At 65.7% G+C, this 24,509-nt stretch carries 23 protein-coding genes and 2 pseudogenes; 11 read left to right on the top strand and 14 right to left on the bottom strand.

The window, feature by feature from the left end:
- The first annotated feature begins 220 nt into the window (after positions 1 to 220).
- The 3 genes from BKA05_RS15690 (at position 221) to BKA05_RS15680 (ending at position 3,232) form a co-directional block, all read left to right on the top strand.
- Positions 221 to 850, top strand: coding sequence for a hypothetical protein (locus BKA05_RS15690; RefSeq protein WP_179532263.1), 630 nt, complete (start codon positions 221 to 223; stop codon positions 848 to 850).
- 682 nt (positions 851 to 1,532) lie between these two features.
- On the top strand, positions 1,533 to 2,327 hold the full coding sequence (locus tag BKA05_RS15685; protein ID WP_179532262.1) for a hypothetical protein: 795 nt from the start codon (positions 1,533 to 1,535) through the stop codon (positions 2,325 to 2,327).
- A 299-nt stretch (positions 2,328 to 2,626) separates the two neighbouring features.
- Positions 2,627 to 3,232, top strand: a complete 606-nt coding sequence (locus BKA05_RS15680) for a hypothetical protein (protein WP_179532261.1) — start codon at positions 2,627 to 2,629, stop codon at positions 3,230 to 3,232.
- A gap of 135 nt (positions 3,233 to 3,367) precedes the next feature.
- On the opposite strand, the gene BKA05_RS15675 is transcribed toward BKA05_RS15680, so the two are convergent.
- Positions 3,368 to 4,387 (bottom strand): AraC family transcriptional regulator ligand-binding domain-containing protein, encoded by a 1,020-nt coding sequence (locus BKA05_RS15675; protein ID WP_179532260.1) that lies wholly within the window; start codon positions 4,385 to 4,387, stop codon positions 3,368 to 3,370.
- A 109-nt stretch (positions 4,388 to 4,496) separates the two neighbouring features.
- On the opposite strand from BKA05_RS15675, the gene BKA05_RS15670 reads away from it, so the two are divergent.
- From BKA05_RS15670 to BKA05_RS15660, 3 genes are all read left to right on the top strand, one after another.
- The gene (locus tag BKA05_RS15670) at positions 4,497 to 5,294 is read left to right on the top strand and encodes an alpha/beta hydrolase (protein ID WP_179532259.1); all 798 of its coding nucleotides are present in this window, start codon (positions 4,497 to 4,499) and stop codon (positions 5,292 to 5,294) included.
- A 197-nt stretch (positions 5,295 to 5,491) separates the two neighbouring features.
- Positions 5,492 to 5,749: a helix-turn-helix transcriptional regulator gene (locus BKA05_RS15665; protein ID WP_179532258.1), complete on the top strand. Its 258-nt coding sequence runs from the start codon at positions 5,492 to 5,494 to the stop codon at positions 5,747 to 5,749.
- 218 nt (positions 5,750 to 5,967) lie between these two features.
- Positions 5,968 to 9,231, top strand: coding sequence for a hypothetical protein (locus BKA05_RS15660; RefSeq protein WP_179532257.1), 3,264 nt, complete (start codon positions 5,968 to 5,970; stop codon positions 9,229 to 9,231).
- 562 nt (positions 9,232 to 9,793) lie between these two features.
- Here the strand turns inward: BKA05_RS15660 and BKA05_RS15655 are convergent.
- The 5 genes and pseudogenes from BKA05_RS15655 to BKA05_RS15635 all read right to left on the bottom strand — a co-directional run.
- A pseudogene (locus BKA05_RS15655) lies at positions 9,794 to 10,705 on the bottom strand (IS3 family transposase); the annotation flags it as partial.
- A 148-nt stretch (positions 10,706 to 10,853) separates the two neighbouring features.
- On the bottom strand, positions 10,854 to 11,042 hold the full coding sequence (locus BKA05_RS15650; protein WP_218842427.1) for a hypothetical protein: 189 nt from the start codon (positions 11,040 to 11,042) through the stop codon (positions 10,854 to 10,856).
- 297 nt (positions 11,043 to 11,339) lie between these two features.
- Positions 11,340 to 11,540 (bottom strand): hypothetical protein, encoded by a 201-nt coding sequence (locus BKA05_RS15645; RefSeq protein WP_179532255.1) that lies wholly within the window; start codon positions 11,538 to 11,540, stop codon positions 11,340 to 11,342.
- A gap of 42 nt (positions 11,541 to 11,582) precedes the next feature.
- Positions 11,583 to 12,026: pseudogene (locus BKA05_RS15640) on the bottom strand (transposase); the annotation flags it as partial.
- Between the two features lie 107 nt (positions 12,027 to 12,133).
- Positions 12,134 to 13,339 (bottom strand): cytochrome P450, encoded by a 1,206-nt coding sequence (locus tag BKA05_RS15635; protein WP_179532253.1) that lies wholly within the window; start codon positions 13,337 to 13,339, stop codon positions 12,134 to 12,136.
- 141 nt (positions 13,340 to 13,480) lie between these two features.
- On the opposite strand from BKA05_RS15635, the gene BKA05_RS15630 reads away from it, so the two are divergent.
- Positions 13,481 to 14,086, top strand: coding sequence for a TetR/AcrR family transcriptional regulator (locus tag BKA05_RS15630; protein ID WP_246289816.1), 606 nt, complete (start codon positions 13,481 to 13,483; stop codon positions 14,084 to 14,086).
- Between the two features lie 10 nt (positions 14,087 to 14,096).
- On the opposite strand, the gene BKA05_RS15625 is transcribed toward BKA05_RS15630, so the two are convergent.
- Positions 14,097 to 14,720 carry a TetR/AcrR family transcriptional regulator gene (locus BKA05_RS15625; RefSeq protein WP_246289815.1) on the bottom strand — a complete coding sequence of 208 codons (624 nt, stop codon included), beginning with the start codon at positions 14,718 to 14,720 and terminating at the stop codon, positions 14,097 to 14,099.
- A gap of 119 nt (positions 14,721 to 14,839) precedes the next feature.
- Between BKA05_RS15625 and BKA05_RS15620 the strand changes: the two genes are divergently transcribed.
- Both BKA05_RS15620 and BKA05_RS15615 read left to right on the top strand, forming a co-directional pair.
- Positions 14,840 to 15,913: a BtrH N-terminal domain-containing protein gene (locus BKA05_RS15620; RefSeq protein ID WP_179532252.1), complete on the top strand. Its 1,074-nt coding sequence runs from the start codon at positions 14,840 to 14,842 to the stop codon at positions 15,911 to 15,913.
- Positions 15,913 to 16,584 (top strand): transglutaminase-like domain-containing protein, encoded by a 672-nt coding sequence (locus BKA05_RS15615; RefSeq protein WP_179533255.1) that lies wholly within the window; start codon positions 15,913 to 15,915, stop codon positions 16,582 to 16,584. Before BKA05_RS15620 ends, BKA05_RS15615 begins: the two co-directional genes overlap by 1 nt.
- Before the next feature lie 18 nt (positions 16,585 to 16,602).
- On the opposite strand, the gene BKA05_RS15610 is transcribed toward BKA05_RS15615, so the two are convergent.
- Positions 16,603 to 17,316: a lysophospholipid acyltransferase family protein gene (locus BKA05_RS15610; RefSeq protein ID WP_246289813.1), complete on the bottom strand. Its 714-nt coding sequence runs from the start codon at positions 17,314 to 17,316 to the stop codon at positions 16,603 to 16,605.
- Between the two features lie 84 nt (positions 17,317 to 17,400).
- On the opposite strand from BKA05_RS15610, the gene BKA05_RS15605 reads away from it, so the two are divergent.
- Positions 17,401 to 17,967 carry a PaaI family thioesterase gene (locus BKA05_RS15605; RefSeq protein ID WP_218842426.1) on the top strand — a complete coding sequence of 189 codons (567 nt, stop codon included), beginning with the start codon at positions 17,401 to 17,403 and terminating at the stop codon, positions 17,965 to 17,967.
- A 1-nt stretch (position 17,968) separates the two neighbouring features.
- Here the strand turns inward: BKA05_RS15605 and BKA05_RS15600 are convergent, their stop codons facing one another.
- On the bottom strand, positions 17,969 to 18,646 hold the full coding sequence (locus BKA05_RS15600; RefSeq protein WP_300388948.1) for a TetR/AcrR family transcriptional regulator: 678 nt from the start codon (positions 18,644 to 18,646) through the stop codon (positions 17,969 to 17,971).
- Positions 18,647 to 18,778: 132 nt separating this feature from the next.
- On the opposite strand from BKA05_RS15600, the gene BKA05_RS15595 reads away from it, so the two are divergent.
- The gene (locus tag BKA05_RS15595) at positions 18,779 to 19,924 is read left to right on the top strand and encodes an acyl-CoA dehydrogenase family protein (RefSeq protein WP_179532251.1); all 1,146 of its coding nucleotides are present in this window, start codon (positions 18,779 to 18,781) and stop codon (positions 19,922 to 19,924) included.
- A gap of 115 nt (positions 19,925 to 20,039) precedes the next feature.
- Here BKA05_RS15595 and BKA05_RS15590 read toward each other — a convergent pair whose 3' ends face one another.
- The 5 genes from BKA05_RS15590 to BKA05_RS15570 are packed head-to-tail and all read right to left on the bottom strand — an operon-like array spanning position 20,040 to position 24,476.
- Positions 20,040 to 20,867, bottom strand: a complete 828-nt coding sequence (locus tag BKA05_RS15590) for an SDR family oxidoreductase (protein ID WP_179532250.1) — start codon at positions 20,865 to 20,867, stop codon at positions 20,040 to 20,042.
- A gap of 14 nt (positions 20,868 to 20,881) precedes the next feature.
- The gene (locus BKA05_RS15585) at positions 20,882 to 22,390 is read right to left on the bottom strand and encodes an aldehyde dehydrogenase family protein (RefSeq protein ID WP_300388954.1); all 1,509 of its coding nucleotides are present in this window, start codon (positions 22,388 to 22,390) and stop codon (positions 20,882 to 20,884) included.
- Positions 22,391 to 22,434: 44 nt separating this feature from the next.
- Positions 22,435 to 23,427, bottom strand: coding sequence for an ABC transporter ATP-binding protein (locus BKA05_RS15580; RefSeq protein ID WP_179532249.1), 993 nt, complete (start codon positions 23,425 to 23,427; stop codon positions 22,435 to 22,437).
- 51 nt (positions 23,428 to 23,478) lie between these two features.
- Entirely contained in the window at positions 23,479 to 24,063 is a 585-nt protein-coding gene (locus tag BKA05_RS15575; RefSeq protein WP_179532248.1) for a hypothetical protein, read from the bottom strand.
- A complete protein-coding gene (locus BKA05_RS15570; protein WP_179532247.1) occupies positions 24,030 to 24,476 on the bottom strand; it encodes a hypothetical protein in 447 nt (148 codons plus the stop codon). The genes BKA05_RS15575 and BKA05_RS15570 overlap by 34 nt, the downstream gene beginning before the upstream one ends.
- Positions 24,477 to 24,509 lie beyond the last annotated feature (33 nt).

Raw genomic sequence — 24,509 nt, 5'->3', positions numbered from 1 at the left:
ACAACCACGAGCGGTATGTGGCATCGAGTCCCGAGACAGCGGCTGGCGTTCCGCTGGGGAGCAGATCGTCGCGTGGGTGCAAGAGGGGGCCAGACTTGTCGAGGGATGGGCGCCCATCGCTTCCGGGAAAACAGAGTGCGCGTCCGAAGTTGCCGCTGCCCTCGCCAGTACGGGGGACCCTGTCGTTGTCGTGGTCCGTGATGACGATGAAGCCACGCACATGTCCGACCTGCTCTCGGCACGGTTCGTTCAAGACGTCACAGTGTGGGACGTCGGTGACTACCTCGAAGGCCTGGAACGGTGCACCAAGTGGCCGTACGTCGCCACTGTCATCGACCTGGGCTCTATGCAGGTGCCCGTTCCTGCGTCGGGAAACCTGATTCGCTTCACGGATCCGTACCGGCAACAGGCACCTCTCGGGGGCGATGTCATCCACTGGCGATCCTCGCGACTCGTCCCATCGATCGCCCGGGCGATCGACATCGGCCGCTATGGCGGGTCTGGGTGGTGTCTGCCCCAGGACGCAACGGGTGTCGCGCCCGATCATCGGGTCGCTGTGAGTCGAGTCGGCCACGCTCGAGAGTGCGCCGTGGTCGCGCGGCACTACGCTGCATCGACCCGCGACGACTTTGGCCTTGAGACCGCCTACGCCACCGTTCGCGATACGCCCGTGGGTGACATCATCGCCGCGAGACCGGAAGTGCTCGTACTTGCCTACATGGACAGCAACCCGGACCTCCTGGCCAGATTCATGGTCGCTGCCGGAGCCGGAGTCCGGATCGTCACGCCCGAACACCTTGACGATCCACTCTTGAAAGCTAGCGAGTCCGGCGGGCGGGCAACGTTGTGAAGTCCCAGCTCCAGGTCGCGGCACTCAGGCGACAAGGGTGTCTAGGGCCTGTTCACTGGTTCCTGTTGTTGGCAGCCCGGACCGAAGACTCGCGCAGGTTCGCATGAATGCCTCAGAGTCGCCAGGGTTGGCAAGGGCACGTGCCTACCGAGCGAGGAGGCTCCGTGGAATCGAGCAAGACTGGGGGCTGGTGGCAGTCCCGTCAAGCTCGGTGCCAGCGTGGACACCACGCGTCCAGGACGGAGACCGAGTGTGGATTCCGCGCTTCCTCGACGGTTCCCCGCCGTCAGTGACCTGGATGTGCCGGTTCATGTACGCGAGCGGATACGACGCCGAGAGCTCCCTGTTTTGGCTGACTTCTCCCAAGTCAGCGCTACGTGGTGAAAGGCCCATCACGTTGCTTCTTCGCGGAACCCTCGACCCCGTCCTGGCGGCCTTCATCAGTCACCGAGCGATGGGCCCTAGTGCCCATCCTGACTGCTCGCCACAGCCGTCTCGCAAAGCGCAAAGAGAGCGAGATCGTTGGGCTTAGTGGCGGTCTGCTCAGACCAGATGTCGAAGCCAGTTGCAGGCAACTCGCGGAAAAGACGCAACTCACTCCAGTCGGGCAAACGGGGGACTCCCTAGGATTCCTCCCGTCTTTGCGCGCGCCGGCGCCCACGGTCGCACCTAGCCTTTCCACGTGAGCAATAAGGACGACGCCGCCATTGCGAAGATCCGATCCACTTTCGATCAGCTTGAAGCGGACCGCGCTCGTTGGGCAACCGCGAGCCCGCCCCCAACCGGCAGCCCGCTTGCCGAGGACGACGAGACTTGGCCGAGCAGTCCCTTGTCCTCTCACGCCCGCCAGTGCCTCGTCTGTGCATGGGATCACCTGGATCTGACGCGTCTCACAATCGAGCAGGAGCGCTCGTTCCCCACCGCGATCTACTCGGTGCTGCGCGGCGCTCTACTCGGCTCGGCGGAAGCCCTGTGGCTCCTGACTCCCGGCGACCCCGCCGACCGCCGCGAACGTGGCCTAGCCACGACACAGGAGTGGCTAGGCAAACGAATCCAGTGGCAGCACGAGCTCACCCCGGACTTGCTGAGCATCGACGACGCGGCCCGGTCCGGCAAGCAGCTCAAACAGCTCGACACGCACCTGAAGGCGGTCACCGCCCTCCGAGCGAAGAAGTTCAAACTGAACGCGACCTTGATCGTCGAAGAGGCCGCGCGGCAGGTCTTCTCGACCGCGCCTCTTGTCAGGGAGGCCGTGCGCGAATGGCGTCGCCTCGGTGGCGACGCACACGCCCTCGGTTGGCCGCTGATGGGACAGTCAACCTCGTGGGGAGCCAAGGGACCCGATGGTTTGGCGGAGGCCAACGTCGTGGCCGACATGGTCAGCGTTGCCAATGCCTACCTTCTTGCTTGGACGCTCTACCGCGCCGCTGTCACGCGCCTCGATGAGCTTGCAACAGTCCCGCAGGCCCGGAACTGACCCGGCGAACGCGGCGACCCGGTTGCTGTGGGCGGGCCGTGAGTGGTCGCCACCTCAGGGTTCGCACATGCGGCGTCCTGGCTTGCGGCGCTCTCCGGGTTGACGGGCCTCGGAACCGGTCGGCTATCTGCGTACCGACAGGCGGCGAAGTCACGCACGGCATTGGAGGAGGTGCGGCACATCGTTCTCTGATGTGATCGGCAATGTCGGCAGACTGTCGCCTGGGAACGACTTCGGTTCGGGCCTGACCGTGCCTCGTGGGAGCCGATGACGAGCACGCAGAACCGGGGAGGTACTCGATGATTGCCGACTGGCCGCCGTCTGAGCCGTTCGACGAGCGAGAGCCGTGGCCGCCCCTTCTTCCAAGTCGCGCCGCAGTCGGGTTCGTCGCTGTTGGCATTGAGGGGTTAGGGAATGCTCGCGCGATGGCTGCCTTGTGGAGCGATCAAGCTCTCGATGACGCTCATCGGTACTACCAAGCCGCGCGGCAGTGCGCCTGGGCGAACTGGGCCATCGAGCGCGCTGAGGATTGGTCGCCGTCGGGAGAGCAATTCAGCGGCTGGGTTGAGGCTATGTGGATGGCAGGCTGCCGTCTCTTGATCTCCGCTCACCTCGCACAGCAATGGGTCCGCCTGGCTGATCCTGATGTCGCGGAGGTCCCCGGCCTGAGGCGGGCACGCAACGCGATCGAGCACCTGCACGAGGCCGACGTCGACTCCGACCAAGTGATCGCCACCACCATGGTTGGCGACGACGGCAAGGAGCGGGCTTGGGACATCCAGAGATTGCCCGAAGGGCATCTCATCTTCGGAATGGGTAAGAAGCCCCTCGAATCCGTCTTCGATGCAGTATCGCTCGAGGAGATCGTGGCGTTCGCCCGTGAGCACGGCAACCGTCGGACCTGAGCATCGTCCCTGACGGATATGGCAGGTACCCACCCTCGAAGTTGATCGGCGCAGGAAGCGAAACGCGGTATGTGACATGGCCCGAGGTGCGCGCAGTCAGCGGCAGATGCGGCGGATGGACGCAGGTGCCACCTGTCACGTGGGTGGCCCGGAGAAGGCTCGTGCTCGTACCTCGCGCGGGGTCGCGTTGAACCATTGGCGGACCTTGCGGCTCATGGCGGACTGCTCGGAGTAGCCCAGCGCGGCCGCGACCTGTCCGAGCGGGAGGTCGGTCGAGGTCAGGAGGTTCACGGTGGCCGACCTGCGCACGTCGTCGGCGATGGTCTCGAAGGTCTTGCCTTCGTCTGCCAGTCGCCGCTGAAGGGTGCGGGGATGCGTGCCGAGCAGGGCTGCGATCTCGGCCTTGGTGCCGCGGGTGGCTCCTATGGTGCCGCGGAGTGCGTTACGGACCCGGGTCGTTGCTGTTGAGTCGGCCTGTGGGTATCGCTCGGCGATGTAGGCGATCGCGTGCTGACGGATCAAGGGCTGGGCCGCTCGTAGGTCGAGCTGGAGCAGATCAGGCGCCACGTGGAGAGCGGCCTTGGTCTGGCCGAACGAGACATGCGCGCCGAAGACTTCCCGGTAGGCGGAAACGTGGGCGGCTGGCGTGTGAGGTAGCGAGACGGCGCGGGGTGAAACCTCGCCCGCGAAGGCGCGCGCCATCGAGAGCAGGGATGCCAGGCAGCCGTCGATGAGTTGACGGTGCGGGACACCGTCATCGACGAGGACGTCGAACCGGAGGGTGATCCACGCGTCGCCGGGGGCCATGGGTTCGACGACCAGCTGGTAGCCCGGGCTGTGCACGAACAGGTACCGCGAAGCGTCGAGCAGCGCATCGCCCGCGGTCGCTGCACCCTGGATCACCAGCGCGAGCAGGCCCAGCATCTTCGGGTCCTGGCGAGCACCGAGCTGCAGCCCGAGGTCGTGACGTCCGCAGGCGACAGCGGCGTCCTCCAACATCCAGGCGACCGCGTTCATCGAGACCATCGCCTCGGGATCACGGTCCTGCGCCCGATGCAGGCCGTGCCGGCGACGGAGCGCGACCGGGTCGCAGCCCCATTGCGCGACGAGGTCGTCGAAGCCCTGGAGCGCGCCAGCACGCAGGAGCGGACCCACCCGGCCACCGTCGCGGACGTGTCTCGATTCGTCAAGAACGGGAGTGCTGGTGCATTCACGCTGGTGCCGGCAGGTCACCACGACCACACGACAACCCGGAGGAAGCACGATGACGCAGCAAGACGTACTCCTGATCCACGGCACCTGGGGGCACGGCAAGGAGTGGGACGAGTTCGGCGCCCAGCTCACCGCCCGCGGCTACCGCGTCCACGCGCCGAGCTGGCCCGGCCACGGCCACCCCAAGGAGATCGACGTGTGGGGCATGGCCGAGGAGGTCACCCAGCTCGGCATCCTCGACTACGTCGACGCTCTGGCCGACGTCGCGCGAAGCCTCGAGACCCCTCCGATCATCTTCGGCCACTCCGTCGGCGGCCTGCTCGCCCAGCTCGTCGCGGCACGAGTCCCCCACCGCGGCATCGTGCTCCTCGGCCCGGCGCCCGCCGCGGGCGTATGGGCGCTCTACCCCTCCCAGATCGCCCTGTGGGGCGGCTTCACCCCGCGCTGGATCATGGGCAGGCCTATGTTCCCGGTCAAGAAGAAGACCTGGGACAAGTACATCTGCAACGCCGTCGACCAGTCGTTCTCCGACGAGTTCTACAGCAACCTCTGCGCCGAATCCGGCCGCGCCTACCGCGAGATGGTGTTCTGGTTCCTCGACCCCAAGCGGTCCACCCGCGTCAACTTCGAGGCCATCACTGGCGACGTGCTCGTCATCGCAGGCAGCGAGGACAAGTGCTGCGTTCCCTCCATGTGCAAGGCGACCGCCAAGCGATACCGGGGCCGGGCTGACTACGTCGAACTCGACGGCTCCGACCACATGATGATCGGCGGACCGTACATGGACGCCACGCTCCAGGCATTCGACACCTGGGCGGCAGCGAAGGGGATCACCGCCACCACTTCCTAACTCCTCATGCCGACACCGCGATGCGGCCACGCCATGTCATACCCGTGCCCGCAGGCGCGGCCCAGATGCGAGACCGACGCGCGTCATAGTGGGCGCTGTGCATCATGCGCGTACTCGACTGGCGCTCCAGCGGAGCGTGCTGAGGCAGGCAGGTGGAGGTCGCTGCTTACCTCACTGGCACTCACTAGGGTTCGGGTATGACAGACGGGAACCGGACAGGCTCGGCGCTGCAGGAGCAGGCTGTCCAACATCTGTGTCGGGTGCTTCGATCGGCTCGCGAAACTCGCGGACTGACTCAGGCTCAGATCGCCGAAAGCGCAGGCATGACCCGCAATCACTATCAGCTACTCGAGGCGGGGCGCTCGGCAACGGGCGACCTGGCCAACCCGCGACTGTCGACCATCTGTGCTCTTGCGAACGTTCTGGAGTTGCCGCTGGGGGACCTGCTCGCCTGAGTGTCGACGAGTTGCGGCACATCCATGGTGCCATCTATACATGGCATCATGGATGACTGTCGATTGGTGGCCTCGAACGCGCTGATTCGCGATCAACTGAGGGTGCACTGGACGCGTCTGTCCCAGGCGTATGTGGGAGACGGCGACGATGTCAGAGAACTTCAGAGAGACCTCGCGAAACTCATGCGTAGGCTGGAAGTCACCGCGATGATCGCCCGGTGACCCTGGCTGATGACGCGCCGGAACGCCTTGCGAAGAACTTTCTCATCGCAAGAGAGAGCGATCCTGCCGATCGAACGAAGATGTCCCTCCTACAGGGGATGGTTCACCAGACGCTGCTGCAGTACCGCGACCTCCTCAACCTTGGGCCGTACAGCCCAGAAGCGGTCCGGGACGGCGCGCCTGAAAGCGACTTCGACAGGCTGATGGCGTGGGGCGCGAGTCCGGCACGCGACGACTTCGAGGTGCGTGGCCTCCGGCGCGTCGCCTTCAGGGAGGGCAAGTCGCGCGGCTATGAGTTTTGGGTAGGCCCCAACGTCTTCCTGTACTCCGTCGGGTCAGCGAGCAAGGCGGATCTCGACAGGGAGAACTCGTTCGTCACTCACGTTGCCAAGCGCATCGAGGAACTGCGCCCAGAGAACGTGTTGGTTGCGACGTTCTCGAGGCTCATCCGAGCCAACGAGTTCAGCGGAACTTTGCTCAGTGCTCTCAAGTCCGCTGAGTCGACGCTCTACGCGGGTGGAGAGCACAAAATTCAAGTCTCTGAGTTTGCCTCCGAGGCCATGTTCTCGCTGTTCAGTCTCTTCTCGGCTCAGGAACGCAGCGCGATCGTCACTCGACTGCTCCACGGCAAGATCAACAAGGTGCGGCGTGGTGAGTGGTTCCTGGGCAACGCAGCGATTCCCTTGGGATACCGGATCGGCCAGCACGGCCGTCTCGAAGCGAACCCGGAGATGCAGCCCCACGTCGCCAAGATCATCGACATGCTTGGTGATCCGCGCATGACGCCCGCACACTTCGTCACGAACCTGGCCGATATCGGGATATCGCCCCCGTCGGACCACCGGGGCTGGAGGTACATGGAGGGTTGGGATCCTGGGGAGGTTCCTTACGACGATCGAGTTCTGCGCCACTCGATGGCGCGTCCGCCAGCCTCGCATCTGAGCGGCGAAGCCCCCGAAGTCGACGAGGACGAAGATCTTCTTGGTGATGACTTGGTCGCGCCACTTCGCACCAGGGTCGGCCTACCAGATCCGTCGGCGGTCATGAAGCGGTGCTACCGATACCTGGACCTCTGGCAGTACGGGAAGTTGGTCGTTAGGCAGAAGAATGCGCTGCCGGGGGTCAGGGCCTACGCAGACCTCCAAGTCCAGGGAGCGTCGCGAAATAGTCCTGGCTTCGTGGAGCTTGTCTACGATCGCGGCGAACTCAGCCTCCCTGAAGGTTGGGCCGCCGAGGAGCGCATAGAACGCGCCCGAGAGTTGAAGGCGACACGTGAGTCGAACCCGCTCCGCGGGCAGAGCCGATTCCCGTTCGTCGGGCCCATGCCGCAGTGGAACGAGTCCTACGAACCGCCCGAGAGCGCGACACCTGCGGGGCTAGGCCCAGCTGGTATGACGTCGGTCGAGCGGGAGTACTACGTCACCTCTACGTCCCGAACCCGGAGCAACCACAACCCTCCGACTTACGATCTGCAGTCGCGACCGGCCACCTTGATGGGCGAGCCTTGGCGATCGACTCGAACCGAGAACGCCCTCGAGGGACGCGTTGCTGTGCATCGTTTGCACCGGGCAATCGTCGGGGCGGCTATCGAGGCCTTTAGGGACGGCGTTCGACTGGAGTCGGTGGACTCCAGCGCGCAGCGCGACCTCGAGGCGCAATGGCATGCAGAGACGCAGCGACTGAGCAGGGAACTCGATGCTGCTCTGGCCGAGGCCAACCGCGAGCTCGAGGAGCTCTCGGAGGCGCGGCGGGCCAGTGCTTCTCCACGCGAACTGGCACTGCGTCAGCGACGCGTGGACGATACGGGCGCGCGAATTGAGCGGCTTGAGCATGACTTGGCTCAGCGTCCAGAGGCGCCGCCGCGACGAAGAGTTCCGCTCAGATTCAACATAGTGGCCGCCGAGTTGGCCCAGGCGCTGACCACGCTCGGCACCTCTGACGCGCCGCTTGAGCCAGAGGTGGTCGGCGCCCTCGCCGGGGTCCTCCACGAGTTCCGCTTACGGAAGGTATCTGCCCTCGAGTTTGAGTTCCGGTTCTACCTGTTGCTGCCCACGGAGGATGGAGCAGTTCGGGCCGGCCCTATCGTCGGAACGTGTCCTGTTGTTGGCCGCATTCTCGAGCCGCGCGTCGGCCGCGATCGGGGTGCAGACATCGCCCGACGACTCATGGTCAGCGACGGCACACTCGATGGTGTCCTTCGCCCGGTTCAAACGACTGGCGCCGATGACCTGGTCCGTGCTGAAGCCTATTTGAGGGACCGGGGGGTGCCGCCGGCATCCGTACGAGCGCTGCTCGGAGCTGTGCCCGTCGAGACGAGAAGAGCCATCTGGCACCTTCTTCACCCTGACGAGCACGGGGTCGCGGACGGCTCGACCGACCCTCGTTTCATGGAAATGCTTCGATCGGTCTACCTCGGAGAGGTGTCCCAGCGAGCCGGGCAGGGCCCTATCTGGTTCGCAGGCAGTCTCATGCAGACCGAGATCGTGAACTATCTGTCGACCCGCGAATGGGTTCCGCGTGCCCTCTACCTCGACTGGCTTGAGGACGCGGGCTTCTCGGCGGCTGGCTACAACAGGTACGTGCTCAAGAGCGCGAGCGAGGAAGGTAGTGAACATCCCTACCTCGCCATCGCCCGTCCATTGGGAGGGAGAGGACGGCCCGCGCCGGAAAGCGTCGGGCTCTTCGATTGCCCTCACTGCATGGAAGCGTTCGCGATGTCGGTGTACGTCCCCGTGCCAGAAGTTCGTACGGGACTGCTGTGTCGACACTGCCTTCGTAGCCGGGCCGCGGACTCTCCGCAGTACCCAGCGTCCTACCTTCACGTCACCCGTGCAGAGGCGGAGCGGCGATTGCTTGCCGTCCACCCGGACGAGCGGCTCCGGGTCGGCATCATGAGCGCGAGCGTCGAACTGCGTCGACGGGCGCAAAGCTGGGAACAGGAACGGGGTGACGGGACGGCTCGCGTTGCCGTTACGGACGCGCTCCTGGAGCGATACCTACACCAGGTGGCCGCAGGTGGGGTCCGAGATCCAGGCGCCATACGAGAGTGGGCGCGCGCGACGAACGCTCCTGATGTAGGTGATCGAGGGAGGCTGCGACCGGAGGTCGTCCGGCAGTTCGGCCGCGACTTCCTGCCGGTCGATCTGGGACCGGTTCGAGACTGGCTTGCAGCCCAGACGCGCCGGCTGCCGCCCCGAGGAGAGGCCCGTCTTGCAGCGCTAGATGACTACACGAACTTCGTGCACGACCTGCACTCGTGATCGGTGGCAGTCGCCTAGGCTCCGTCCGTGCCTTCGCGAGAAACCAGATCCATTGACGATCCGGACGCGCCATCGCGCTATCGGATATTGGCGCTTGCGGATGCGCTGGCGGAGCGTCTGGACGGCCAAACTACCGAGCCGGTGGGCGAGCTACGAGTCGAGGCTTCGGTGTGCCGGGAAAACAACGATGGTGACCATGAGAGCCACGGGCCCTGAACAGGCGGCACGCATGACATTGCGATGCCGGCCAGTTTGATGGTCGCAGACGTTTCTGCAGGTCAGAGGGGCAATGGCCCCGGTGCGGAAATTGCGTAGGTGGTGGTCGGCAGTCAGTGGATCTGCGCAGAGCAGTGTCGCGGGGCTGCCGCGAAACGCGCGCTAAACCGGACGGGCATGAGGTGTGAGGTGTTGGATCTTGAGAATCCCTCAGCACGGATGGATGCCCGTGAAAGACGGCGAACGATCAACAGAGACGGCCCGGGGGACTTGGGTCCGAGTACTACGGACCGCAATCACTGACTCGGGCCAGGGGGACTGCTGCACGATCAGGTGACAGGTCGGGTTAGGCAGCCTGGACGGCTTTGGTGGTCATGATGGTTTCGTACTCGACGGGGGTCAATCGTCCGAGACCGGGCTGTCGACGGCGCCGGTGGTAGGTGCGCTCGATCCAGGTCACGATGGCGATCCGCAGGTCCTCGCGGGTGGCCCAGGTCTGACGGTCCAGAACGTTCTTTTGGAGCAGGGCGAAGAAGCTCTCCATGGCCGCGTTGTCGCCCGCGGCACCTACTCGGCCCATCGATCCGACCATGGCGTGATGGTTGAGGGCGTGGACGAATTTCCTGGATCGGAATTGGCTCCCTCGGTCGGTGTGGACGACGCAGCCGGCGACCTCACCGCGCCTGGCGACAGCGTTGTTGAGTGCCGCGACTGCCAATCGCGACTTCATCCTGGAGTCGATGGAGTAGCCCACGATCTTGTTGGAGTAGACGTCCTTGAACGCGCACAGGTAGAGCTTGCCTTCGCGGGTCCAGTGCTCGGTGATGTCGCCGACCCACAGCTGGTTGGGCTCCTCGGCGGTGAAGGCATGCCGGGTCACACCGTGCTCGTCGACGACCGCGCATAGGTCGTCGTGGACCGGCGGGCCGGGCCGCCCGGCCCTGCCCTTCTTGGGTTTGCCGAAGGCGCTCCACCAGCCGTTGGTCGAGCAGATACGCCACGCTGTCCGCTCGCACATGGCCTCACCGGCCTCAGCGGCCTCGTCGATGAGGAACCGGTAGCCGAACTCGGGGTCCTCGCCGTGGGCGTCGAACAGAGCGTTGGCGCGGTAGGCCTCGACCAGCTCGGCGTCGGTGACCGGGGACGCGAGCCAGCGGTAGTAGGGCTGGCGGGCGATCTTGAGTACCCGGCACGTCACCGTGACGGGGACACCGTCAGCGGCCAACTCGCGGACGAGCGGGTACATCTGTAATGGGTGGCTGGCTGGCCCGTGGCTGGCTGGAAGGCTGAACGTCGGCCTACGCGCGTGACTCGCGGTATATCCGACCCACCACTCGTGGCGGTGTCTTGAAAATGACATGTCCGCACGCAGGTCGAGGTTCGGCCCCCACGCGCAGATGCCTTGATTAGAAGCCTGTCCGACTACCAGCACGCATGACGACGTGACGGCCGATGCCGTTGCACCCTTCGATGGCCCAGACCCGGTCCGGCCACTGGGTGACGTACTCGAGCATCGACTTGAAGCCGGCGGTGTCGGTGCCGAAGCGGCCACCACCCAAGACCGCTTCATCCGCAGCCATGACCTCGATGGTCACCGACCGCTTGTGCGGGTCCATCCCGATCACGACCCGTGCATCCGTTGCCCTCACGACACTGTCCTCCTGTTCGATCCCTGACGGTTGTCGAGTCGGGAGGGCAACGCTGCTTCGAGCTAGGCAAACCCCTCTTGAGCCTCTCCTGACCCATTGGCGGCGCCCGGGCCGCGCAGGCCAAATGAGAGCCACACGACCAGCGCGGGCAGCCGATGTGAGAGCGACGGCCCGGCCGCCTGAACCGAGCCTCGCCAGGCACCGGTTCTGAGGTCAACGGAACAAGCAGCCGATGAGCGGACGCTAGGAGCGTGCCCGCCATTCCAGAGCGCGCAGGACCCCGATGAGGTGTGCCAGGTCGTGCCATGCCGCCTCCGGCACGCGCTCGTGCCCGTCCTGCATGGCGTGCGCGATGTCGTCGCTCAGTTGGCCAGCGGTGAACGCGTTGGGCTCACGACTCACGTCGAATGCGTCCTCGACTGACAGATGCCAGTAGTAATCCACGTCGACAGATACGGGTCTGCTGAACGATCAGGGGACTTCTGATCACGCTGCCTGATCGGCGGCCTTGCTCATGATGAGTTCATACTCGATGGGGGTCAACCGGCCGAGTCGGTTCTGGCGCCGCCGACGGTGATAGGTCCTTTCGATCCAGGCCACGATCACGAGACGGAGTTGGTCGCGGGTCTCCCAGCGGCGGCGGTTCAAGACTCTCTTCTGCAGTAGCGAGAAGAAGGACTCTATGGCCGCGTTGTCCCCGGCGGAACCGACCTGGCCCATGGATCCGACGAGCTGGTGGCGCCAGAGCGTCTGCTGGACCTTCCGGCTTCGAAATTGCGATCTACGATCCGAATGGACGCGGCAGCCTGCGACCTCGAGGCCCTCGATCGCGCGGCGTGCGACGGCGCTGTTAAGCGCATCGACGGCGATCTTGGACTCCATCCGGTCGCTGACGGAGTAGCCGACGATCCGGTTGGACAGCGCGCAAAGTCGGTAATTTAGGTGAGGGAGTCTGCGCATTGGCGATGCCGCCTTTAGATCCGTTCATGTTCCGAACGGCGGACCTGGAGGCCCGCGATGCCGCCGACGAGTCCAGTTCAGCGTACGCGCCAAGTGCCCGCGATCGGCCGGAAGGGCAGTGTTGCGAAGCCGCGAATGGGCCCTGACTGCAGTCGCACGGCCGACTCTTCGTCGACCTCCCAGTCGCGATGACGAGAGAGCAAAGCCTGCAGCGCCGATCGTGCCTCGAGCCGCGCGAGAGAGGCGCCTAGGCAGAAGTGGACGCCGTGTCCGAGAGCAAGGTGCTGTTCAGCGCTGCGATGGATGTCGAGTCGGTCGGCGGCGGGAAAAACCTGCTCGTCGCGATTGGCGGACCCGAACAGCAGAAGCACCACGTCGCCTGGCTCCAGGTCCTGCCCGTGCATGGTGGTCGAGCGCGTGAGCGTCCGGGAAAGTCCCTGGACTGGAGAGTCGTAGCGCAGGAGCTCCTCGACGGCGCGTGGAAGGAGTTGTGGATCGTCCGCCATTGCGTGCCGGGCGTCGGGTTCGCCAGCAAGCGCTACCAGACTGTTGCTGAGGAGGTTGGTGGTCGTCTCGTGCCCGGCGACCAACAGTAGGAAGCAGAAGCCGAGGAGCTCGTCCTCGCTCAAGCGCTGTCCCTCGACCTCGGCTTCCACCAGGGCACTCATGAGATCGTCGCGCGGACGGATCCGCCTTTCGGCCAGGAATGAGGCGAAGTAGTCGTACAGAGCTGCGGCCGCCTCGAGGGCGCCGCCGATCCGCGGGCTTTGTGGCTGTGACTGGATGAGCTGGGTTGACCAGCGTCGGAAGGAGTCACGGTCCTCCCGTGGCACCCCGAGGAGGTCGGCGATGACGATGGCCGGCAAGGGCGCAGTCAGCGCCTCGACAGCGTCCCAGGTCTCGTGCGAGGAAGCGTCGTCAAGAAGCCCCTCGATCAACTCCTGGATGCCTGCCTCGAGTGTGGCTATCCGACGAGGTGTGAAGGCGCGGCTGACGATACGCCGCATCGCCGTGTGGCGTGGCGGGTCGGTCATGATCAGCATGGGCAGGAAGAGGTCCGCCATGCTGGGGGCGCCGACCGTCGGGAACACCCCCGATGCTGACGAGAACGTCGAGGGATCGTGCAGTGCGCTGGTCACGTCGGAGTGCCGGCTGAGCACCCAGCACCTCCCGGCGTCGGACCAGTAGACCGGCGCCGCCTTTCGCAGAGCTTGATACGTCGGATAGGGATCGGCCATCACCACGGGGTCGAAAGGGTCGTAGTACACCGCTGCTGCACTCATCGGAGCTCCGGATCCCGCCGACTGCCATGTGCGACGAAAGTTGGATGTGAAGTCTGGATGTTGAGTACAACACGTCACAGGTCGTGAGTCGAGGACTCTATGGGGCACGATCGTCCCGTCGGTGAGAGACAGGTGGGAACCATGATGAAGAGAGCACTGCCCGCGAAGATCGCAAGCCAGTTGTATGCAGCGGCAGAATTGATCGCGGATCGCGGCCTTGAAGGGACCCGTATGGAGGAGATCGCAGAAGCGACCGGGATTCCCAAGGCGACCCTCTACTACCACCTGGAGGGCAAGAATGCCGTGCTCGAGTTCCTTCTCGAGGATTTCCTCGACCTCATCGCGGGAGCGGTCGCGGTGGCCAAGGACGCCGACGGCAGCGCCTCTGAGAGGCTCCGCGCCTCGATCACTGCCCAACTCTCCCTCATGCTGGAGCACCCGCACCTGTGCCGCGCCCTGGTAGGCGACCTGGGCCGTGCAACTCGCCTACCTGATCTGGCGGCAGCACTTGATGCAGCCTTCCTCACCCCCATCCGAGAGTTGCTCGAGGAGGGCGCACGCGACGGCTCTCTCGCACGGTTCGAAGATCCGACTACGGTGGCTACGAGCATCTTTGGTGCTGTGACCGTGGCGGGATTGAGTGCGACGGCAGGTGCTCGGCAGCGAACGGCAGCGGATGCGGCCACACTCTCGGGGTCGATCTACACGATGTTGACGCTGGGAATCGCCGGCATCTCGCCGAGCTGACAGCAGCCGATCACGCGGAGGCGATCCGCTCCGGTGACGAGAGCCCGAGGTAGCGCAATCCCACCTCGGTGATCTTGGTGGCAGCTTCCTCCCGAGACAGTGCCGGAAGGGCCAGATGGCTCACCGTGAGCCGCACGAGGGCGTCGGCAGTGTCGACAGCCTCTCCTCCCTTGAGAGAGGGGACTCGGGACGCCAACCAACTCGCCAGCGATTCCGAGGCCAGGTGGAGCAGTTGTGCGGACGTGGTGAGCAAAGGCAGGATCCCATTGGCCACCGGCGCTGAGTCTTGGTGGGAGATCAGCACCGCCCTGAGAAGGGTGCTGCGGTCGGCTTCTCGCAGGACGTACTCCACCGCGGCAGCAAGACCGACGGCGGCGTCGCTGCCCTGGTGTGCCAGGACTTCTTCGATCCCATCGATGAAGCGAGAAGCCTCGCGCAGCACCACGGCCTCTCCCAGGCCTGCCTTGTCCCCGAACTCCTTGTAGAGAAAGGCCCTCGAGATGCCGGCCGCCTCTGCGATCTCACTCATCCTGACGCGGTCCCAGCCGCGTTCAGAGATGTGCTCGTGAGCGGTCTCGATGACGGCGGTTCGGACCGCCTCGCGATAACGCTCGCGCATGGATGGTGCAGCCATGTAGACACGCTACTGCCTTTGTCGGACCGTGGACCCGCGTCTGCGACGGTGCCAGGAGACACGAACGGCTGTCTTGCCTATGCTGGTGACAAAGTTGCCTTTTTGTTGTGGAGGAATGCATGGCTGATCGGTCCGGCGCAACGGTGATGAACTACCCGCATCGTCGAGGTGGGCACTGCGGGTCCGGCGCCATGCGCGACCTGCTCGAGTGGGCGGGGCTGGGGTGGGACGGGCCACCCGGTGAGGGTCTGGTCTTTGCGTTGAGTGGGTCCCTTGACCTCTCTTACGTGCGGGACGCGACCCTCATGCCGCCGGTGTACCTCGTCGGCCGCGGGAGCGATCTGGAGACCGACCTGCCCGAGCGACTGGGCGCGAGCGTCTCGGTGCTCGCCAGCGACGATCCGACCGAGGGGTGGAACTGGGTGCGCGACGCCGTGGATGCGGGACGTCCGGCGCTGGTGTGGGCCGACATCGCCGAGCTCCCCTACCTTCGCGTCCGGTTGCAGATGAGTCGTCACGACATCGTCGTCATCGGGTACGACGACGAGCAGGAGCTCGTCCATGTCGTGGACAACGATCGCGATGAGGTCCAGCTGGTGTCCTACGCGGCACTGGCGAGAGCCCGGTCATCACAGGGATTCCCCGTTCCGACGCGGCACACGTACTACGACATCGATTGGCCAGAGCGTCTGCCGGAGCTATCGAGTGCAGCAGCGCAGGCCTTCGCACAGGCGGCCGCCTCGATGACCTCCGCCGACGGCCCCTCGATCGTGAGTGGTCGGGACTCGACGGCCGTGGGGGCCACCGGCTTGGCAGCCGTGGACCTTTTCGCAGCGGACATCGCATCGTGGCCGGAGGTCTTCCCCGACGACGTGCTGGACCTGATCCTGCACGGGCTGAGCGCCTTCGTCGAGAAAGCTGGCACCGGCGGTGGGCTCTTCCGTCGACTGCTCTCCAGCGGGGCGGCGGACATCGCACGTATGACCGGGGACACGCGAGCCGGCGACGTCGCTGTCGCGGCCCACGACTGCGCCGAGGGCTGGTCACTGGTCGCGTCCCTGGCGCGGGAGGCGGGACCTGCGCGGGACAGATGGCAACAAGCCGCAGACGCGGCCGGCGAGCTGCCTCGCTTGGAGCGCGACCTCGTCGCCGCCCTGAACGTTGCTGCCGCAGACCAGGGGACCCCCGCGTGATGGACAGGACATGGGACGCAACTGAGGCGTTGACCGCGGGACGATTCGTCGACAGCGACCACCCCGATGTCCAGGACTTCACGAGGTCGACCCTCGCGGGCGTCTCGGATCCTCACGGTCGGATCGGCACGTTGTTCGCCGCCGTCCGCGACATGTTCCGCTACGACCCCTACAGCGTGTCTGGTCACCAGGACGACTACCGCGCCAGCGCGATCTTGGCAGGCGGACCAACGTGGTGCGTCCCCAAGGCGGTGCTGCTGACGGCCTGCCTCCGTGCGGCCGGGATCCCGACCGTGCTGGGCTTCTCGGACGTTCGCAACCACCTCAGCAGCCCGGCACTACTGGAGCTGATGGGCACCGATCGCTTCGTGTTCCATGGCTGGACAGCAGTCCTGATCGACGGCACATGGCGCAAGGGATCGCCCGCGTTCAACACCGACCTGTGCCATCGCTTCGATGTGCCTCCGCTCGAGTTCGATGGCACCGGGGATGCGCTGCTGCATGCCACCGACGGCGCCGGCAACCGTCACATGGAGTACGTGCATGAGCGAGGCATGTTCCTCGACCTCCCCTACGACGACATGATGACGACGCTGACGAGCACATACGGCTCCGCGATGGTCCGTGACGGGGTGGGAGCGTCGCACAGCGACTCCTCCTTCCATCCCTGAGTGCTGCATGGCTTGGCGTCACGCCGACGTGCGGTCCTCGTCGCTCAACTGCCGCACCATGGTCGTGAGTCTGTGCTCGAGCCGCTCGCGGCCGAGCGTCGCCGCCAGCGCCGGTTCGAGGCCTCGCAGATCGTGCAGGGGAATGGGTTCGCCGACCACGATGGCGACCCGCTTGCGTCGTCCCCACTGCAATCGCCCGGTGTAGGCGGGCAAGATGGATTGAGCCCCCCACTGCGCAACCGGCAACAGAGGCACCGAGGCCTCCAGGGCGATCCGCACCGCGCCCGACTTCATGGGCATCGGCAGGCCATCATCACGCCGTGTGATCGACGCTTCGGGATAGACCAGGATCAGTCGACCGGCGAGCGCGGCCGCGACGGCATCGTCATACGCGCCATAGCCGGCCGTGCGATCGACCCTGACGTGACCTGCCGCCCGGAACCACCAACCCACGAGAGTTTGTCCGAAGAGGGCGTCCTTGGCCAGGAAGCGCGGGACGCGTCGCTGGGCCAGCACCATCTCCGCGACCAGTAGAGGGTCGATGTGTGAGACGTGATTCGCGGCGAGCACAGCGCCGCCCGAGGCTGGGATGCGCTGGACGCCCCGCCAGTCGGCACGGCGAAGAAGCATCAGCACTGGCTTGCAGACCGCTAGCGCCAGCCACCAGGCGAGGCCGCGCCGATCGCCACGGGCCGGACGATCGCGTCTCATCGTAGGTACGTGCACCATCATGACTGTAGACAATATGGGCGCGATCGTCTTTCGTCGAACATGGACGTGCCACGTGTACACACTCACCGAGGACAAGGAGAACTCATGAGCGACGCGCAGGGACAAGGGCGCCAGCCGGAGGCGGTCAAGACCGTCGACGACGACACCGACCGCCAGCCGATGTCGACCTTGGACGCCTGGGTTCGGTCGATGGCCCACCCGGAGCCAGCGTCGTTGGGGAGGTTGCCGGCCCATTCCCCCACCTGCGCGGGCTGTGGCAGCGAGAATCCGGCCGGCCTCGCGCTCGTGGTCGATGCGACCGAGGACGGGGTGCGCGCCGTGCACCGCTTCGACCGCCGTCAGGAGGGCGCGCCGGGCATCGCTCACGGCGGCCTGGTGGCGGCGGCCTTCGACGACTTGTTCGGGTTCCTGCTCTACCGGGTGGGTGAATTGGCGGTGACGCGGTCCCTGACCGTGGAGTACCTCCGGCCAGTGCTCCTCGGTACGGACTACGAGTTCACCGCCAAGGTCCGCACTCGAGAGGGTCGACGCTTGCACGTGGACGCCTCGGCCGTTGAGACGGACGGGCGGCGTGTAGCCACGGCCGACGCCACTTTCATCATCGTCGATGTGGACCACTTCGAGCAGGGAAGAGCGACGACGCTGCCCTGAATCACTCGCGAACGAAAGGCTCGAGTTCCACGGCGGGGTCCAGGTCGATGCCTCGCCCGGACAGAGCGCGCAGGAGCACGAGCGTGACGTGATCGGAAAGTCGTTCGGTCATGACGTCTAGGCTCTCGTCTCTCTGGTCGAGCCACCAGATGATGGTCGCGTCGACCATGCCCATGACGCCGACGAGGATGCCCTCGGGGAACGAGCTCGGCGCAGCATTGGTGTAACCCCGCGCTGCCACGGCGATCTCATCGAGGAGCCGTGTGCGGCCCATGCGCGCTTGGTGGAGCGTTCGACTGTGACCCCGGGCCGCCAGGAGCCGATAAAGATGCGGATGCGCGTCAGCCCAGGTCGCGCAGGCCTCGACCAGTCCCTGCACCACCATCAGCGGCGTTCCGCGATGTGACAGATGTGGCCGGATATGGTCGTTGAGGCGTCGCGCCGCAAGCCGGACCATCTCTGAGTCCAGGTCCTCGCGGCTGGCGAAGTATCGGTAGATGTGAGGTCGCGGCATCTCCGCCCGTTCGGCGATGACTGCCGTGCCGGCCTCGATGCCGATGTCATCCACTGCCAAGAGCGCGGCTTCGGCGATGTGGCGTCGCCGACGGGCGCGCGCCCCGTCATCCCCGGCTGTGCGCCGCCGCACGGTGGAGTCGACCCACTTTCCCACCTCGACCACGGGACTCAGTCTAGGCCGCAGCAGTTTCAGGGTCGCCTGACGGGTTGCGCTCGTGACGATGGAACACCTTGTACCCAGACGCGCGGTGTTGTTCTATTGGGTACACCGAGTACCCCACCGTTTGGAGCTGACATGACCGACCGCCGATCCCCGTGGATGGATGCGGATCTTGACGACGTTCGAGACCTCGCCCGCACTTTCTGCGAAAAGGAGATCAAGCCTCACATCGACGACTTCATCGCGCAGAAGCACGTCGACCGACAGCTGTGGAACCGGGCCGGCGAAGCCGGTCTGCTCTGCTTGTCCATTCCCGAGGAGTACGGCGGTGGGGGCGGCAGCTTCGCCCACGAGGCCATCTTGATCGAGGAGCAGGCTCGGGTCGGAGACAGTTCCTGGGGCGCTTCGCTACACAACGGCATCGTCGCTCACTACCTGCTGGCCTACGGCACCGAGGAGCAGAAGCAGCAGTGGCTTCCGAAGATGGCCACAGGTGAGGTCGTGGGCGCGATCGCCATGACCGAGCCCGGCACAGGGTCAGATCTGCAGAACATCAAGACCAAGGCCACGCGCGAGGGGGATGAGTACGTCATCACCGGCTCCAAGACGTTCATCACGAACGGGTCCCAGGCAGACTTGGTGCTGACCGTGGTCAAGACTGATCCGGAAGATCGTGCGGCCGGCATCTCCCTCATGCTGGTTCCCACGAGCAACGAAGGATTCGCCCGAGGGCGGGTGCTCGACAAGATCGGGATGAAGGGGCAGGACACCTCCGAGCTCTTCTTCGACGGAGTGCGCGTCCCTGTCTCCAACCTGCTGGGCCTGACTGAGGGACAGGGCTTCGTCCAGCTCATGCAGCAGCTCCCCCAGGAGCGACTGCTGGTCGCGGTCTCGAACGTGGCCGCGATGGAGTTCTGCCTGCGGGAGACCCTGGCCTACGTCCGCGATCGCAGTGCCTTCGGACGACCGATCTGGGGTTTCCAGAACACGAAGTTCAAGATGGCTGAGGTCGCCACAGAGGCTCGCGTCGCCCGGTCCTTCGTCGATGAGTGCATCCAGATGCACCTGGGTGACGGTCTGGACATCCCGACCGCAGCCATGGTCAAGCTGTGGTGTTCGGAGCGTGCCCAGCGGGTGGCCGACGCTTGCCTGCAGCTGCACGGCGGGTACGGCTACATGAACGAGTACCCGATCGCCCGCATGTGGGCCGACATGCGGGTCTCGCAGATCTACGCCGGCAGCTCCGAGATCATGAAGGAGATCATCAGCCGGTCGCTGTGAGCCCTGAGTGACCGAACTCGACCAGGGCCTTGGGCGGTCCAGTTTCGGCTAGTCATGACCGGACTCAGGGCCGCGGACACACACGTTGTTCGCGGCCCTGAGCCATGTCGAGAGTTCAGCTGCGCTCGATGCGCTCCAGGTAGGCCCGGCGAGCTTCGTTGTCCACGCGGTCGAGGAACACGGTGTCGGTGCCCAGCATGGAGCCGAGCTGGGTCGCGACCCGGCCGGGGACGAACTTCATGGCCGCCACCATCGTTCCCGCGACCCGCGTGACGCGGACGAACGGCTGCGGACGCTCGATCAGCGCAGCGGTCGCCCGGGCGATCTCCTGCGGTTCGGCGTTCCTCATCCCCTTCGCCCCGCTCGTTCCGGAGACGAGTTCGGTGTTGGTGAAGGTGGGGCGCACCGTCGACAAGTTGACACCCGACCTGCGGTACTCCTGTCGCGCCGCCTCGGTGAAGCCGATGACAGCGAACTTGGTACCGCAGTACGTCGCCAGGCCCGGCACGGGGAGCTCGCCGGCGAGGGAAGCGGTGTTGATGATGTGCCCGCGGCGACGGGGCAGCATCCGCTGCAAGGCCACCTTCGTGCCGAAGATGACACCGAGAACGTTGATCTCGACCTGACGGCGGGTCACCTCGTCGGGTTCTTCGTGCGCGTGCCCCGTGGGCATCACTCCCGCGTTGTTGATGAGAACGTCGAGCGGACCCAACGCCTCCTCCGTCACGTCGAGGAAGTTGCCGATCGAGGCAGGGTCAGTGACGTCAAGGCGGACCGCGACGTCGATCCCGAGGTCCTCGGCGGCAATCTTCAGCTGGCCCTCGTCGATGTCGCCGATCGCTACCTTGTGCCCGCGCCCGATCAACTCCTTGGCGGTGTGGTAGCCGATCCCGCGTGCCCCTCCGGTGATGGCCACCACTTTCGCTGACTGCGTTGATGACATGTTCTCTCTTCCTTTCACAGACCCAGACGCTGCCGTAGGCCGCGTCCAGCAGCCAGCCGCAGCACGCGGCCGGCAATGGCCGTACGCCGGGCGGAGTACGGGTACCACGTGAGCTCTTTGGTGGTCACCGGCATGCGCGGCTCGGTGATGGCTTGGACGCGGCAGTACTTGCGCAAGCCCTGGGCGCCGCCGAGCCGGGCACCCATGCCGGAGGACTTCCACCCGCTGTGGGGCAGACCCACGGCGAAGAGATTGCTGAAGACGTCGTTGATGTTCACCGCGCCGACCTCGAGCTGATCGGCGACGCGTCTGCCTCGACCCAAGTCGCGTGTCCAGACCGTCGCGGAGAGACCGTATTCGGAGTCGTTGGCCAGGGTGATCGCCTCCGCCTCGTCGGCCACCCGCATGATGGGCAGCGTCGGTCCGAAGGTCTCCTCGGTCATGCAGGACATGGTGTGGTCGACGTCGACCAGGAGCGTGGGGGCGAAGAAGTTGCCCTTCGTTCCACGCTCCCCGCCCACCAGGACGCGTGCGCCGCGTTGCCGCGCCTCCTGGACGTGACGCTCGACGGTGTCCACCTGTTCCTTGGTGACCATGGCGCCGACATCGTCGCGCGCGCCCGCACCCTGCCTCAGTGCCCCCAGAGCTGCCGCAACCTTCTCCACCAGCTCGTCGTACACAGCATCGACGGCGTAGACCCGCTCGACAGAGATGCAGACCTGTCCGGAGTTGAAGATGCCGCCCCACACGAGGCCATGAGCTGCTCGGTCCAGGTCGGCGTCCTCGAGGACGATGGCGGCATCCTTGCCTCCCAGCTCCAGGCTGACCGGCTTGAGGAGTTCCGCGCACCGCGTCGCCACGCGGCGGCCGGTGGCCGTCGAGCCGGTGAACTGCACGAAGTCAACCGCCTCCACGACAGCTTGACCAGCATCGCCAGCACCAGAGACGTGCTGCAGCACCGCGGGTGCGCCGATCTCCTGCCAGCCCTCGATCACGCGCGCGCAGGTCAGCGGCGTCATCTCCGATGACTTCGCCAGCACGGCGCAGCCGGCTGCCAGCGCTGGTGCCGCATCCATGAGGAACAAGGTGATGGGGAAGTTCCACGGAACGATGAGTCCCACCAGCGGGTAGGGACGGTAGGTGCGCGAGAGTCGCTTGGGCAGGCTGAGGAGACCGGAAGAGCCCACCCGCTCAGGTGCCAGGAACTTCTCGGCGTGATCTGCGTAGTAGGAGATGAACTCGCACGACGCCGTCGTCTCGACCAGGGCATCGGGTCGGACCTTCCCCGTCTCTGCGACCAGGAGGTCGGTGAGCTCGTCGGTGTGGTCGAGGATCCACCCGCGCCACGCGCGGAGCCAACCTGCCCGAACCCTGGGTCCCATGTCGCGCCACGCGGTCTGCGCGAGGCGCAGGTCTCGGGCCATGGCGGCGACTCGTGCCGCGTCGTCAACAGGGAGCGACTCGAGGGGCTCGCCGGTGGCAGGTCGCCGGATGTCCAGGACAGAGGCTGAAGGTGGTGTCACGATGGAACTCCTTGGGTCAGGGCCGGTGTGGTGTAGTTCGGTGGTCAGGCAGTCGCGGCTGTACGTCCGGATTTTTCCGTCGAGCCGGATGTACGGGGTGTCGCCACATCGCTCTTGAATGAGTGCGGCGGCGGGGTCATGCCGTGCTCGCGGCACCAGGCACCCGGCTCGCGCTGGCTGCGGCGCGGGATGCCGTTGGACGGCTCGAGCTGCAGCGGGATCGGGGGCAGCGGAGGCAGCTCCTGGTCCGCCTCGGCCGCGAGCTCGTCGGCGTCCTTCTCCTCGGACATGCCGATCGGGCCGACGCGCTGGGCGTTGAGGAACTGCCGCACCACCGGCTCCTCCGAGCTCAGCAGCATCTCGCGCGGACCGAACATCGCCAGGTGCTTGTGGTAGAGCAGGCCGATGTTGTCCGGCACCGTGCGGGCGGTGTTGATGTCGTGGGTGACGATCAGGAACGTCGCGTCGATCTGGGCGTTCAGGTCGACGATCAGCTGGTTGAGGAACGCGGTGCGCACCGGGTCCAGACCCGAGTCCGGCTCGTCGAAGAGGACGATCTCGGGGTCGAGCACCAGCGCGCGGGCCAGACCGGCGCGCTTGCGCATGCCGCCGGAGATCTCACCGGGCAGCTTGTCCTCGGCACCGAGCAGACCCACCAGGTCCATCTTCTCCATGACGATCGAGCGGATCTCCGACTCCGACTTCTTGGTGTGCTCGCGCAGCGGGAAGGCGACGTTGTCGTAGAGGTTCATCGAGCCGAACATCGCGCCGTCCTGGAACAGCACGCCGAACAGCTTGCGGATCTCGTAGAGCTCCTTCTCCGAGCAGGAGGCGATGTCGGTGCCCTCGATGATGATCGAGCCCTGGTCGGGCTTGAGCAGACCGATGAGGGTCTTGAGGAACACCGACTTGCCGGTGCCGGACGGGCCGAGCATCACGCAGATCTCGCCGGCGGGGACGGTCAGCGTCACGTCACCCCAGATCAGCTGCTTGCCGAAGGACTTGCTCAGGTGCTCGACCTTGATCTCCACGCCCATGTACGTGTACTCCTTTTCCGAGGGACGGCGGGTGGCTGCCGCCACGAGGTGCTAACGCGTCTGCAGGTCAGCGATGAGCCACTCGGAGTCCGTACGTCTCATCGTGACCTCGACCCTGCTGCCCGAGACAGCGGGCTCCTCGGTGTTCTTGGTGGTCGTGGACTGCGTCAGGAAGACCAGGACGACCACCTCGGCGTCGCTGTCGACCGATACGACGCCCGCAGCGTTGACGACGGCCTCCGTGACGATGCGGCGCTGGGTCGCCGTGGGGCGCACGACCTCATCGATGAGCGCGGCGTAGTCATCGGTGAAATCACCGGTGGTCTGTCGCAGCGCATTCTCGAGGTCGTCCTCGAGAGTCGCGTAGCGGTAGCTGAGGAGATCCGGGAGGCGCGTGCGGACGCTCTGCAGCGCCTCATCGGCCGCTGCCTCGCGCTCGCCGATCTGCTGAATACGCCACTGCGCGACTCCGGCGGTCGACGCGACGAGGAGTACCAGGACCGCGAGTCCGCCTCGAAGACGCCACGGGCGCGGCTGCCCGGGACTGTCTTGACGCGGGTGGTCGGATGACGCGACGGCCTGTGGTGCTGCCTCTGGACTGCTCACGCGACAAACCTCAGGGACGAGACCAGCCACGTGTCGTCGACCTGCTCGAGCCGAACTTCCAGGCGATAGCTGCGGGGCTCTGGCGCAGCTGAGTTGCGGTTGTCCACCGTCCCGCGGGCCGCCACCACCACGACCGCTGAGTCGTCCTCAACTTCGACGACGCCCGACGACACGACCTCGCCGGTGGCGACGACCTCATTGGCGACTACCTCCTCGCGCAGCCGGTCGGCCTGTGCGCGCAGGTCGTCGCGGAAGGAGGCGGTTGCTCCCGCAATGAGGGTTTCGAGATCCTCGTTCGTCGTTGCTGCGCTGATGGTGATCAGGCCCAGCACCTCGGCTTCGGCGGCCTCGACCGCGTCGAGCTGCTCCTGCTGCTGTGCCTGCGCATCCCGCCAGGTGAGGCCTCGCTCGACCGCGACTGACGTGACTGCGACGAGGATCACGAACAATGCTGAGGTGATCCACCGGCCACGGGA

This window comes from Nocardioides marinus, from assembly GCF_013408145.1.
Taxonomy (GTDB): domain Bacteria; phylum Actinomycetota; class Actinomycetes; order Propionibacteriales; family Nocardioidaceae; genus Nocardioides; species Nocardioides marinus.
The sequence above is the reverse complement of the archived record's forward strand: the minus strand, read 5'-3'. Positions and strand labels throughout refer to the sequence as shown.